This window comes from Phenylobacterium sp. GW821-FHT12F10 (genome assembly GCF_058806695.1).
Genome location: NZ_JBXAPY010000001.1, coordinates 1,864,509 through 1,877,750, shown reverse-complemented (window position 1 = coordinate 1,877,750; position 13,242 = coordinate 1,864,509). Strand labels below are relative to the sequence as shown.

Sequence of the window (13,242 nt, the reverse complement as noted above, 5' to 3'; positions counted from 1 at the left end):
AAGACCAGGACCCCATGCCGCTCAGGCTTGCGATCGTAGGGCGTCCGAACGTCGGCAAATCGACCCTGTTCAATCGGCTGGCGGGCAAGAAGCTCGCCATCGTCGATGACCGGCCCGGCGTCACCCGTGACCGGCGCTTCGGCGTCGGGACCATCGGCGACATCGATCTGGAGCTGATCGACACCGCCGGATTCGAGGACGTCACCGACGAGAGTCTGGAGGCGCGGATGCGCGCCCAGACGGAGCTCGCCATCGACGAGGCCGACGTGGCCCTGTTCGTGATCGACTCCCGCGATGGCGTCACCCCGATGGACCGGGTGTTCGGCGAGATCCTGCGCCGCCGCGACAAGCCGGTGATCCTGCTGGCCAACAAGGCCGAGGGCAAACGCGGCGACGCCGGCATCAACGACGCCTTCAGCCTGGGCCTGGGGGAGCCGATCCCGATCTCCGCCGAGCACGGCGAGGGCATGGCCGATCTCTACCAGGCGATCGCCCCCTATTCGGTCGAGCACGAATTCGAGGACGGCGAGGCCGTCGAGAAGCCCGTGCAGATCGCCATTGTCGGGCGCCCCAACGCCGGCAAGTCGACCCTGGTGAACAAGCTGATCGGCGAGGACCGGCTGCTGACCGGCCCCGAGGCCGGCATCACCCGCGACGCGATCCCCGTGGACTGGACCTGGGACGACCGGGCCATCCGCCTGGTGGACACCGCCGGCCTGCGCCGCAAGGCGCGGGTCGAGGAGAAGCTGGAGAAGCTGTCGGGCCAGGACTCCATCCGCGCCATCACCTATGCCGAGGTGGTGATCCTGGTGATGGACGCCACCCACCCCTTCGAGGTCCAGGACCTGCAGATCGCCGACCTGGTCGAGCGGGAGGGCCGGGGCCTGGTCTTCTGCCTGGCCAAGTGGGACCTTGTGGAGGACCAGCGCGCGACGCTCGCCATGTTCAACGAGGAGGCCGCCCGCCTGCTGCCGCAGCTTCGCGGCACGCCGGTGGTGGCCCTGTCGGCCGAGACCGGCCGCGGCCTCGACAAGCTGATGCCCGCGGTCTTCAAGGTGCACGCCGACTGGTCCACCAAGGTCAAGACCCGCGACCTGAACGACTGGCTCTCCATGGCCACCCAGCGGCATCCGCCCCCCTCGGTGGGCGGGCGCCGGATCAAGCCGAAATACATGGCCCAGACCAAGGCCCGGCCGCCGACCTTCGTGCTGTTCGCCAGCCGCGCCGACCAGCTGCCGGACCACTATCGCCGCTACCTGATCAACTCGCTGCGGGAGAGCTTCGACCTACCCGGCGTGCCCATGCGGCTGACGGTGAAGTCGAACAAGAACCCCTTCGCCGAGGGCGAGGCCAAGAGCGGCCCGGCCGCGGGCTTCGCCGCCAAGGCCGCCAGCAAGGCGGCCTCAGGCCCCTCGACGGGCCTGCGCGCCAAGACCAAGGCGGCGGCCTCGGCCAAGGCCAAGGCCGGCGCGGCGGCCAAGCCGAAGCGCGCCTATGTCGCCAAGCCCAAGCAGGTGGGAAATCCCAAGGGGCGGACCCAGAAGCTGGCCCGCCCGGGGGTCAAGCCGAAGCGGGCGAGCCGGACCTCTGCTTCCAGTCCGAAAACAAAACGCTAGATTTCGGCAGGCCCAGGTCCGCCTGGGCAAGCTCCACGATCATCGGCCCGATCTCCGAGGGCTCGGGCAGGGTCATGGGATCCTCGCCCGGCATGGCCTCGGCGCGCATCTTGGTGCGCATGACGCCCGGATCCACCAGGGCGGCGCGGATGGTGGTGTTCTCCAGCTCGTCGGCCCAGGTCTGGACCAGGTGCTCCATGGCCGCCTTGGAGACGCCGTAGACGCCCCAGAAGGCCTTGGGGCGCTGCACGCGGCCGGTGGTGAGGAAGATGGCCCGGCCGGCGTCGGAGGCCCGCAGCAGGCGCTCGGTGGTGCGGATCAGGCGGTAGGTGGCCGTCAGGTTGGTGGCCATCACCTTGTCCCAGAGGGCCGGTTCGATGTGGCTGACCGGGGTGATGGCGCCCAGGATGGCGGCGGCGTGCACCAGGATGTCCAGGCGGCCGTGCCGCTCGTGGATGGCCAGGCCCAGCTGGTCCAGGCCCTCGACCTGGGAGATGTCCATGGGGACCAGGGTGGCGGGCTGGCCGGTGGCGGCGCGGATCTCGTCGTCGAGCTCCTCCAGGCCGCCGGTGGTGCGGGCCACGGCGATGACGTGGGCGCCGGCCTTGGCGAGCGCCAGCGCGCTGGCGCGGCCGATGCCGCGGGAGGCGCCGGTGACGAGGGCGATCTTGCCGGCGAGGGGGAGATTCTGGTCAGTCATGGCGGGGCTTCTAGCTGGTCTGGGCGTCGCTGTCCGCCCGCTTTGCATAGACGCCGGCGATCACCGCGCAGGCCATGAGCTGGATCTGGTGGAAGACCATGATCGGCAGCAGGATCAGGCCGAGCGTCGCGCCGGGGAACAGCACCCCGGCCATGGGCACGCCGCTGGCCAGGCTCTTCTTGGAGCCGCAGAAGACGATGGTGATCTCGTCCTCCTTGTTGAACTTGAAGGCCCGCGCCGCGAACAGGGTGGCCAGCAGGACGGTGGCCAGCAGGACCAGGCAGAGGATCAGCAGGCGCACCAGGTCGAGCGCGCTGACCTTGGTCCAGATGCCCTGGACCACGGCCTCGGAGAAGGCCGAATAGACCACCAGCAGGATGGAGCCGCGGTCCACATAGCCCACCGCCTTGGCCCGGGCGCTGATCCAGGGTCCGACCCAGGGGCGCAGGACCTGGCCGGCGATGAAGGGCAGCAGCAGCTGCAGGACGATCGACTGGGCCGAGTGCAGGGAGAAGCCGCCCTGGGTGTGCATCAGCATCGCCGCCAGCAGGGGCGTCAGGGCTATGCCCAGCAGGTTGGAGGCCGTCGCCGAGGCGACGGTGGCCGCCACATTGCCCCGCGCCACGGCGGTGAAGCCGATGGAGGACTGGATGGTCGACGGCAGGCAGCCCAGGAAGATCAGGCCAGGGGCGAGGGCGGCCGGGGTGATCGCGCCGGGCAGGGCGGCCAGGCCCAGGCAGAGCAGGGGGAAGAGGACGAAGGTGGCGGCCAGGACCAGCAGGTGCAGCCGCCAGTGGGTGACGCCCTTGATCACCGCCTCCCGCGAAAGCTTGGCGCCGTGCAGGAAGAAGACCAGCGCGATGGCGATCTTGGTGGCCAGGCCGAAGGCCGGGGCCGCCGCGCCGCGGGCGGGCAGGATCGAGGCCAGCACCACCATGCTGACGATCAGGATGATGTACCAGTCGGGCTTCAGGCGGCTGATCCAGCCGCCGGCCTTCCCTCCGCTCACGCGTCGACCAGGAACGACAGCTGGCGCTCGGCCGTCTCGTTGCGGCCCTCGGCGATCTCGCGATCCAGCAGGCGGGTCGGATAGTCGCCGGTGAAGTAGTGGTCGGTGAACTGCGGCTCGTCGGGATTGCGCGGCGCCGATTCCATGGCCCAGTAGAGGCCGTCCACGGAGAGGTAGCCCATGGAGTCGACCTCGAGGATCTTGGCGATCTCCTCGACGGTGTGGTTGGCGGCCAGCAGCTTGTCGCGGTCGGGCATGTCGATGCCGTAGTAGTCGGGCCACATGATCGGCGGCGAGGCCGAGCGCAGGTGGACCTCGGCGGCGCCGGCCTCGCGCACCATGCGGGCGACGCGGACGGAGTTGGTGCCGCGGACGATGGAGTCGTCGATCAGCATCACCCGCTTGCCGGCCAGGACCGAGCGGTTGGGCGAGAGCTTCATGCGCACCCCGTTCTCGCGGGCGCCCTGGGTCGGCTGGATGAAGGTCCGGCCGACATAGTGATTGCGGATGATCCCCATCTCGAAGGGAATGCCCACCTCCTGGGCGTAGCCCAGGGCGGCGGGCACGCCAGAGTCGGGGACGGGGACGATGACGTCCACCGGCACGTGGCTCTCCATGGCCAGCTTGCGGCCCATGCGCTTGCGCACTTCATAGACCGAGCGGCCGTTCACCACGGAGTCGGGACGGGCGAAATAGACGTATTCGAAGATGCAGGGCCGGGCCTTGGCGGCCGGGAAGGGGCGCAGGGACTCGATGCCGTCGTGGTCGATGACCACCATCTCGCCATGCTCGACGTCGCGGACGAAGGTGGCGCCGATCATGTCGAGGGCGCAGGTCTCGGACGCCAGGACCGGCTTGCCGTCCAGGTCGCCGAGCACCAGGGGGCGGATGCCGAGGGGATCGCGCACCCCGATCAGCTTCTTGTTGGAGAGCGCCACCAGGGCGTAGCCGCCCTCGATCCGCGACAGGGCGTCGATGAACTTGTCCACCAGACGGGCGCGCCGCGAGCGGGCGATGAGGTGGAGGATGACCTCGGAGTCCGAGGTGGACTGGAAGATCGCGCCCTCGGCCACCAGCTGCTGGCGCAGGGTCAGGAAGTTGGTGAGGTTGCCGTTGTGGGCGATGGCCAGGCCGCCGGCCTCGAGGTCGGCGAACATCGGCTGGACGTTGCGGATGAAGCTGCCGCCGGCGGTGGAGTAGCGGGTGTGGCCGATGGCCGAGGCGCCCGGCAGGCGGTCGATGAGGTCGCCGCCGGCGAAGGCGTCGCCGACATGGCCCATGTGGCGCTCGGTGTGGAAGCCCAGGCCGTCGAAGCTGGCGATGCCGCAGGCTTCCTGCCCGCGGTGCTGCAGGGCGTGCAGCCCCAGCGCCGTGATGGCCGAGGCGCCCTCGGTGTCGAAGACGCCGAACACGCCGCACTCCAGGCGGGGCGTGTCATCATCCGGATCGCGGGAAACCTGTCGCCATCGATCCGAAGTCTGGCTCATCGGGATTTCTCCACTAGATCGTCGATACTGCCGCGATCGCGGGCGTCATAGCCGCGACCGTCGCCAGAGTCACGCGGGGCCTTCGCCGAACCGTCACGAACCGCCTCGGAAACCGCGGGCTTGAGCTTGTTGGCCATGTCCAGGCCGCGCGGCGCGAAGGCCTTCAGGAGCTGACCGGCCGCCGTGGTCATCGGATAGAAGACCGCGCCGGTCATCCATTTGGGCCGAAGCTCGGGCGGGGTGGCGGCGTTGAAGGCCAGGTTGAAAGCTCCCAGCACCACGAAGGCGCGGATCAGTCCAAAGCCGAGGCCGACGGTGCGGTCCAGCAGGCCCAGGATCTGAGTCTCCTGGATGCGCCGCGCAAGGCCTGCGCCCGTAAGCCGCAGGGCCCCGTAGACCAGGACGAAGGTGGCCACGATGGCGCCGGCCATGCCCGCCCAGTCGGGATCGACCATGGCCCGCCCCAGGGGGCCGGTGAAGCGCAGGCCATAGACCGCCACGACGGCGGCGATCAGGAAGGACAGCACCGCGACCATCTCGCGGGCCGCGCCCTGGTAGAATCCGATCCCCGCCGAGGTCAGCAGGATGGACAGCACGACGATGTCGAACCAGGGCAAGCCGTCTAATCCCAATCGCCGTCGCCGATGCGGCGGATGGCGTCGCCCAGGCGGGCCACACCGGTCATCCTCAGGGGCCCGCCATCGACGTCGGCCGGCCCGAAAGCCCTTTTAAAACCGAGCTTTGCGGCTTCTTTCAGACGTGAATCCATGCGGCTGACAGGACGCACGTCCCCCGACAGGCTGACCTCGCCGAACACCACGCAGTCCTGGGGCAGGGCGACGTCCAGGGCTGAGGAGGCCAGGGCCGCCGCCGCCGCCAGATCGGCGGCCGGCTCGCTGATCCGCAGGCCGCCGGCCACGTTGAGATAGACGTCGCGATTGCCGAGACCGAGGCCGCAGCGCGCCTCCAGCACCGCCAGGACCATGTTCAGCCGGCCGGTGTCCCAGCCCACCACCGCGCGCCGCGGGGTGCCATAGGCCGAGGGGGCCACCAGGGCCTGGAATTCCACCAGGACGGGCCGCGAGCCCTCGATGCCGGCGAAGACCGCCGCGCCCGCCGCCCGCTCGCCGGAGGTGTCGAGGAACAGGGCCGAGGGGTTCTTCACCTCCGCCAGGCCGGCGTCGCCCATCTCGAAGACCCCGATCTCGTCGGTGGCGCCGAAGCGGTTCTTGACCCCGCGCAGGATGCGGAACGGGTAGCCGCGCTCGCCCTCGAAGGCCAGGACGGCGTCCACCATATGCTCGATCACCCGGGGGCCGGCGATGGTCCCCTCCTTGGTGACGTGGCCCACCAGGATCACCGCCACGCCCTGTTTCTTGGCCAGGCGCACCAGTTCGCCGGTGGCGGCGCGGACCTGGGTGACGGAGCCGGGGCCGGCCTCGTGGGCGTCGCTCCACAGGGTCTGGATGGAGTCGATCACCACCAGGTCGAACTTCTCGCGCTTCAGGCCCTCGACGATGTCGCGCAGGGAGGTCTCGGCGGCCAGGCGGACCGGGGCGTCGGCCAGGCCCATGCGCTGGGCGCGGCTGCGGACCTGCTCCACGGCCTCCTCGCCGGAGATGTAGGCGCAGTTGGCCCCGCGGCGGGCGGCGAAGGCGGCCACCTGCAGCAGCAGGGTGGACTTGCCCACCCCGGGGTCGCCGCCCACCAGGATGGCCGAGCCCGGCACCACGCCGCCGCCGCAGACGCGGTCGAACTCGCCCACCCCGGTCAGGATGCGGGGTGGGGCCGGGGTGTGTTCCTGCAGGCCCTGGAAGGGCAGGCCCTTGCCGCGCAGGCTGCCGCGGCTGGGGGCCAGGGCGCCGGGCGGGCGGCTCTGGACCTCCTCCACCAGGGCGTTCCACGCCAGGCAGGCCGGGCACTGGCCCGCCCACTTGGACTGGGTCGCGCCGCAGGTCTGGCAGACATAGACGGCGCCGTCGCGGGCCATGGGGTCTCCTGATTCGGGGTCGGGGCAGACTAGCGCGAAACGCCGCGAGGCGTTGGCGGATCAGGAGTACATATAGGGAACATGGGCGACGGGGAAGGGCGGCGGGGCGTCGGATTTCGTTCGTCGGTGGCCGTGGATGGAAGACAAGGCGGTTCACGGGCCGACGAACGCCGACAAAGCCTTGCGCACCAAGGGTGCGCAGCCGATCAGGCCGACCAATCTTGGCCGACAAGTGACCCGCAAGGCGCCACGGAGTCAGGCCTGGGCGAGCCGCGCGGTCCACCTCTGGAGGTTCACGCCCTTCAGCAGGAGCCACAGGCAGAGGGTGGATTCGCCCACCAGGGCCGGCAGCAGGATGGCGGGGGTGATCTGGGCGGCGAAGGCCGGGGCGAACAGCTGGGAGAAGGCGGCGATCAGGTAGCTGGCGCCGGCGGCCTGGATCAGCAGGCCCACGAGCCGGGGCAGGTAGCCCGAGCGGAAGATCAGGAAGCCGCTGAGCAGGCAGGCCGCGCCGAAGAAGATCAGGGTGATGTGGAAGGCGATGTCGTGGGCGGTGAGGGCCAGGCCCGCCAGGGCCTGGATCTGGCCCGGATCGAAGGCCCCGTCCGCGCGGCGCAGGATCGGGACCACCATCAGCAGGAACAGCTTGCTGACGCACTCCACGGCCAGGGAGACCAGGTTGAACAGCAGGAACAGCAGGGAGACGTTGCGGCTCACCGGCCGCAGCAGCAGGTACTCGATCCAGAGCTGGACCACCGCGATCAGCGGCACGAGGAGGTTGCCCGCCACGCTGAGGGTCCACAGGTCGGGCGAGGCGATGATGTTGTGGGCCGTGGCGGCGGGGTCGCCGGAGACCACCAGGGCGTTCATGACGAACCCCTCCGAGAAGCCGCCGAACACGATCACCAGCAGGTAGATGGCCCCGGCCAGCCGGGCATAGAGGTTGGGATGGGTCTCGATCGTGCGGGTCATGGCGTTCTCGACAGGCTGGAGACGCCGACCGATCCGGCAGTTCCATTTCAGGTGTCAGGAATAACTGACACATGATTGCAGGTCAAGACGGGCTGGCCGAACAGGCCGACGCCTTGGCGTTGGAGGGGCTCAGACCTCGCCGAGATAGACCCGCTCGGCCCGCGGGCTGAGGCGGACCAGGCATTCGTGGGCCACGGTGCCGGCGGCGGCGGCCAGGTCGTCGATGTGGGCGTTGGGGCCCATGAGTTCGACCATGTCCCCCAGGCCGGCGGGGGTGTCGCCGATCTCCACCAGGATCAGGTCCATGGTGACGATGAGGAAGGGGCGCGGGGCGCCGGCGTACCAGCCGTGACCCGCGGCCTTGGCGGCGCGCACCAGGCCGTCGGCATAGCCCGCGGCCACCACGGCCACCCGGGTGGGGCGATCGACGACGCGGCTGGAGCCATAGCCGACGGTCTCGCCGGCCTCGATATTGCGGATGTCGAGGATGGGGGCCTCCAGGGTGGCCACCGCCTTGAGGCGCGCATCGGGGCGCTCCTCGGGGCCGCCGCCATAGAGGCTGACGCCGGGGCGGACCATCTCGAAGCGGTAGTCCTCGCCAAGGAAGATGCCGGCCGAGGCCGCGAAGCTGGCGCGGGCGTCGGGGAACAGCTTGCGGACGGCGGCGAAGCGTTCGAGCTGGCGGGCGTTGCGCGGGCTCCGGGGTTCCGGCGCCGAGCCCAGGTGGCTCATCACCAGGCCGATCTCGAGATGGGCTAGCCGATCGCGGGACTGGGCGAGCGCCACGGCCTGGTCCGGCGTGATCCCCTGGCGGTTCATGCCGGTATCGACGTGCAGGGCCACGGCCAGGGGGCGGCCGAGGCCCGAGGCGAAGCTGCCGGCGGCCTCGATCTGCGGCACGCTGGTGAGGGATGGCGTGAGATCGGCGGCCAGCAGGCGCGGGGCCGTGCCGCTGGTCATGCCGTCCAGGACATAGATGACAGCCGGGCGCTCGGGGCCGAGGGCGGCGCGCAGGGCCTCGCCCTCGGTGAGGCGGGCGACGAAGAAGCTGCGGGCGCCTTCGGCCCACAGCCGTCGGCCGATGGCGCCGGCGCCCAGGCCATAGCCGTCCCCCTTGACCACGGGGGCGGCTTCCGCCCCCGGCGCATGGGCGCGCAGGACGCCGTAGTTGTGCGCCAGGGCGTCGAGATCGATCGTCAGGCGCGCGGAGGAGGGGAGAGCCATTGGCGCTCCCTTAGAGGCTGGCAGCCGGAAGGGAAAGGCGGTTCAAGCGGCGCGATCAGTCGCGCTGCTGTTGATCGTAGCGGCTGTGGTCGCGGGCCAGATTGCCGAACTTGGTGAGGTCGGAGTTGAAGGACAGCTTCACGGTGCCGATGGGGCCGTGACGCTGCTTGCCGATGATCACCTCGGCCAGGCCGGCCACCTGGTCCATCTGGTCCTGCCAGGTGAGGTGTTCCGGCGTGCCTTCGCGCGGCTCGGTGCGGGAGAGGTAGTATTCCTCCCGGTAGATGAACATCACGCAGTCGGCGTCCTGCTCGATGGAGCCCGATTCCCGCAGGTCGGAGAGCTGGGGCTTCTTGTCCTCGCGGTTCTCCACCTGGCGGGAGAGCTGGGCCAGGGCGATGACCGGAACGGAGAGCTCCTTGGCCAGGGTCTTGAGGCCCTGGGTGATGGCGCTGACCTCCTGCACCCGGTTGTCCACCTTGCTGCCGGGACCGATGGTGACGAGCTGGAGGTAGTCCACGACGATGAGGTCCAGGCCCACCATGCGCTTCAGGCGCCGGGCGCGGGCGGCCAGCTTGGCCATGGTGATGCCGCCGGTGTCGTCGATATAAAGGGGGGCGTCCTGGATCTCGAGGGCCGCGTCGCGCACCCGGCCGAACTCCACGGCGTCGATCTCGCCCTTGCGCAGGCGGTCGCCGGACACGCCGGAGACATCGGCCAGCATACGCATGGCCAGCTGGTCGGCGGACATTTCGAGCTGGAAGAAGGCCACCACCCCGCCGCTGACGGTCTTCTTGGTGCCGTCCGGCTGCGGCTCCCAGGCGTAGTTGCGGGCCACGTGGAAGGCGATGTTCACGGCGAGCGCGCTCTTGCCCATGGAGGGGCGGGCCGCGAGGATCAGCAGGTCGGAGGGGTGCAGGCCCCCCAGCTTCTGGTCCAGGTCGATCAGGCCGGTGGAGAGGCCGGCCAGGCCGCCGTCGCGGCTGTGGGCCTCGGCGGCCATGGTCACGGCGCCGTGCAGGGCCTCCGACAGGGGCACGAACCCCTGGCTCTGGCCGCCGCTCTCGGCCAGGGCGTAGAGCTGCTGTTCGGCCGCCTCGATCTGGTCGCGGGCCGAGAGGTCGTCCTCGGGCGCGGTGGCCGCCTGGGCGATGTCGCCGCCGATGCGGATCAGGTCGCGGCGCAGGGCCAGGTCGTAGATGACGCGGGAATAGTCCGGGGCGTTGGCGCCCGGCGGGGCGCGGTCCACCAGGTCGGCCAGGTAGCGGATGCCGCCCAGCTCCTCGAAGGCCGGGTCGCGGCTGAACTGCTCGGCCAGCAGGATCGGCTCGGCCAGCTGGCCCTTGCGGACATGGGTCTCGATCGCCGCGTACAGGCGGGCGTGGAAGGGCTCGTAGAAGTGCCGGGCCTGCAGATAGTCGCCGATCCGCTCGAAGGTGGCGTTGTCGTAGAGGACGGCGCCCAGCAGGGCCTGTTCGGCCTCGATATTGGCCGGGGCGTGGGGGATCGCCGTGTCGTTGTGGGCGGGGCGGAGGTCGAGCGCGGGAACGAGGGCCATGGGTTACTGATAGCTTAAGGCGGGGTGCGAAACAGTGCGGCCAGAAGCCCTACTCACAGGTTCGGGCCGCGCCTGTGGATGACCACGGTCCGACCGGAGTCGGGACTCGATCCTAACCCATCCAACGCCGCCGCTCAGCCCCCCTTCCGGGGGTGTGCGACCGAATCTGTCGTGGACATGAAAGCGGCGCGGAACCGGGGTTCCGCGCCGCTCCATCTCAGAGTGGGCCTGGCCCTACCACTTGTAGGACAGGCGGCCGTAGACGAACCGCCCGCCGAAGCCGAAGGGCGAGAAGGACGAGAAGGGCGCCGCGCCCGAGGTGTTGAGGTTCGGCGCGATCTGCAGCGGGTAGCCGTCGAAGAGGTTGTCGGCGCCCACCGAGACCGTCACGCCCATCGGGAAGGTGTAACGCCCCTCCAGATCGACGATGCCCTGGGACCCCGTGTGGCTGTCGGCGCTGCCGTCGGCCAGGGTGCCCGGCGACAGGACGTCGCCATAGAAGGTGGTGCGCAGGGTGGCGCCCCAGCCCTCCTTCTTCCAGTCGCCCTGCAGGGTCAGCTTGTGCTTGGGCGCGCCATCCTCGAACCGCAGGGTGGCCTGGCGGGCGAACAGCGAGACCGGGGTCGGCAGGATGGTGGCCGAGGTCGTGGGGGTCTTGGTGACGCTGAAGTCGTTGACGTTGCCGGCCGCCGTCAGGTCGAAGGTCCCGGCCTGGTCGTCGACGATCCGGTAGTGGGCGACGACGTCCACGCCCTTGGTGTCGGTGTCCACGCCATTGATGAAGAAGCGGGCGGCCGAGGCGCCGTAGGGCGACAGCAGGTCATAGATGACGCGGGCGTTGGTCCCCGGGGCGGCGGTGGCGCTGCCGGTCAGGGTCTCCGACAGGACGATGCGGTCCTTCACCTTGATCTGGTAGGCGTCCACCGTCAGCTCGAAGGCGCCCTTCCGGAAGACGAAGCCCAGGGCGTAGTTGTCCGAGGTCTCCGGCTCCAGGGGCTTGCCGCCGAGGGCCCGGCCCACCGGGCTCACCGAGGGATAGGTGCCGGTCTCGAAGGGCACGCCGTTGATGTAGAGGATCGAGGTGGCGGTGTAGTACTGCTGCTGCAGGGCCGGGGCCCGGAAGCCGGTGGAGACCGAACCGCGGATCGCGAATTCCGGCGTGAAGTCGTAACGCGCCGAGAGCTTGCCCGTCGTGTTGCCGCCGAAGTCCGAATAGTCCTCGTAGCGCACGGCCGCCGAGGCCGAGAGCTTCTCGGTCAGATTGCCTTCGAGATCCAGATAGACCCCGACGGCGTCGCGATCGACGTCGACGATGTTGGAGGGGGTGAAGCCGGTGAAGCCGCGCGACCCCAGGGCGAGCGTCGTGAACGGACCGCGGATGTAGGAGCCGGGCTCGCCGGGGTTGATCTTGTAGGTCTCGCGGCGGGCCTCGAGGCCGAAGGCGACGTTGAGCGGCTTCACCAGCCCGACCTCGACCTCGCGGCTGAAGTCGGCGCCGAAGACGGTCTGGTCATAGGTCAGGCCGCCGGCCTGGAACGAGGTGGGGGAGGTGGGGCCGAGCGACGGATTGATCGTGTGCTGGACGCCGAAGTCGATGTCGTTCTTGCCGTAGACCAGGTTCACATCGACGTTGAAGCCGGCCCATTCGCCCTTGAGGCCGAGGCCGGCGCTGTTGTCCTCGGTGTCGGTGGTGATCAGCGGCAGGTAGCCGTTGGGATAGACCGAGGGGATGTTCTGGGTGGCGTCGGTGGGCAGGCGGTAGGTGGCCGCCGAGGAGGCGTCGCGGTGCTCGTAGCCGTACCAGCCGTAGAGGTTCCAGGTGTCGCCCAGCGGCTTGCCGGCGTTGGCGTAGAAGGACAGGTCGTCGGAGTCGCCGTCGCCGAAGCGCGAGGTGACGCGCACCGGGGTGACGCGCGGATCGACGTCGCTGCGGTTGGTGTTCTGGCGCGCCCGGTATTCCGCCGACAGGGTCAGGAAGCCGTCGCCCAGCAGGGTCAGGCCCTGCCAGCCGGAAACCGTGGTGGTCTGGCCGTCGGTGATGTCGCGCTTGCCGCCGTAGAAGCCGTCGAAGCTGGTGACGTACTCGCCGGTGGTGACCGACAGGCCGCCGCCGCTGCTGGCTTCGCGCAGGCGCATGTTGATGACCCCGGCGATGGCGTCGGAGCCGTACTGGGCCGAGGCGCCGTCCCGCAGGACCTCGATGCGCTCGATCGCGGTGGAGGGGATGGCGTTGAGGTCGACGGCGGCGGAGCCGCGGCCCACCGAGCCGTTGGTGTTCACGAGCGCCGTGGCGTGGCGGCGGGCGCCGTTCACCAGGACCAGGGTCTGGTCGGGGCCCTGGCCGCGCAGGGTGGCCGGGCGGATGGTGTCGGTGCCGTCGGTGTTGGAGGGCCGCGGGAAGTTGATGGAGGGCACGGTGGTGGCCAGCGCCGTGGCCAGTTCGGTCGTGCCGCGCTGCTGCAGGGTCTCGGTGGTGATGACGTCGACGGGGGCCAGGGTCTCGAGCCGCGTGCGGCCCACCGCGCGGGTGCCGGTGACGACGAATTCCTCGACTTCGGTCTGGGTCTTGGGCGCGGTCTGGGCGGCGGCGACGCCGGTCCAAAGGCTTACGGCGGACGCCGTGGTGATCAAGAGTGTACGGTAGCGCATGTCATCCCCTCTGCTCCGGGAGGCCCTGGAGCTCTAG

At 70.1% G+C, this 13,242-nt stretch carries 10 protein-coding genes; 1 reads left to right on the top strand and 9 read right to left on the bottom strand.

Annotated elements, in window-relative coordinates; translation table 11 throughout:
* Positions 1 to 14 precede the first annotated feature (14 nt).
* The gene (gene der, locus AC1RN5_RS09440) at positions 15 to 1,616 is read left to right on the top strand and encodes a ribosome biogenesis GTPase Der (protein ID WP_493040929.1); all 1,602 of its coding nucleotides are present in this window, start codon (positions 15 to 17) and stop codon (positions 1,614 to 1,616) included.
* Here the strand turns inward: der and AC1RN5_RS09435 are convergent.
* The 9 genes from AC1RN5_RS09435 to AC1RN5_RS09395 form a co-directional block, all read right to left on the bottom strand.
* Entirely contained in the window at positions 1,561 to 2,316 is a 756-nt protein-coding gene (locus AC1RN5_RS09435) for an SDR family NAD(P)-dependent oxidoreductase (RefSeq protein ID WP_493040928.1), read from the bottom strand. The genes der and AC1RN5_RS09435 overlap by 56 nt on opposite strands.
* 10 nt (positions 2,317 to 2,326) lie before the next feature.
* Positions 2,327 to 3,325 (bottom strand): bile acid:sodium symporter family protein, encoded by a 999-nt coding sequence (locus AC1RN5_RS09430; protein ID WP_493040927.1) that lies wholly within the window; start codon positions 3,323 to 3,325, stop codon positions 2,327 to 2,329.
* Positions 3,322 to 4,812, bottom strand: a complete 1,491-nt coding sequence (gene purF / locus AC1RN5_RS09425; protein WP_493040926.1) for an amidophosphoribosyltransferase — start codon at positions 4,810 to 4,812, stop codon at positions 3,322 to 3,324. The genes AC1RN5_RS09430 and purF overlap by 4 nt, the downstream gene beginning before the upstream one ends.
* The gene (locus AC1RN5_RS09420) at positions 4,809 to 5,429 is read right to left on the bottom strand and encodes a CvpA family protein (protein ID WP_493040925.1); all 621 of its coding nucleotides are present in this window, start codon (positions 5,427 to 5,429) and stop codon (positions 4,809 to 4,811) included. Before AC1RN5_RS09420 ends, purF begins: the two co-directional genes overlap by 4 nt.
* Before the next feature lie 5 nt (positions 5,430 to 5,434).
* Complete coding sequence (radA, locus tag AC1RN5_RS09415) at positions 5,435 to 6,802, bottom strand: DNA repair protein RadA (RefSeq protein WP_493040924.1); 1,368 nt, start codon at positions 6,800 to 6,802, stop codon at positions 5,435 to 5,437.
* A gap of 255 nt (positions 6,803 to 7,057) precedes the next feature.
* Entirely contained in the window at positions 7,058 to 7,774 is a 717-nt protein-coding gene (locus AC1RN5_RS09410; RefSeq protein WP_493040923.1) for a DUF4386 domain-containing protein, read from the bottom strand.
* 129 nt (positions 7,775 to 7,903) lie between these two features.
* Positions 7,904 to 8,998, bottom strand: a complete 1,095-nt coding sequence (gene alr, locus AC1RN5_RS09405) for an alanine racemase (protein WP_493040922.1) — start codon at positions 8,996 to 8,998, stop codon at positions 7,904 to 7,906.
* 55 nt (positions 8,999 to 9,053) lie between these two features.
* On the bottom strand, positions 9,054 to 10,556 hold the full coding sequence (locus AC1RN5_RS09400; protein ID WP_421931245.1) for a replicative DNA helicase: 1,503 nt from the start codon (positions 10,554 to 10,556) through the stop codon (positions 9,054 to 9,056).
* A 234-nt stretch (positions 10,557 to 10,790) separates the two neighbouring features.
* Positions 10,791 to 13,205 (bottom strand): TonB-dependent receptor plug domain-containing protein, encoded by a 2,415-nt coding sequence (locus AC1RN5_RS09395; protein ID WP_493040921.1) that lies wholly within the window; start codon positions 13,203 to 13,205, stop codon positions 10,791 to 10,793.
* Between the last annotated feature and the right edge of the window lie 37 nt (positions 13,206 to 13,242).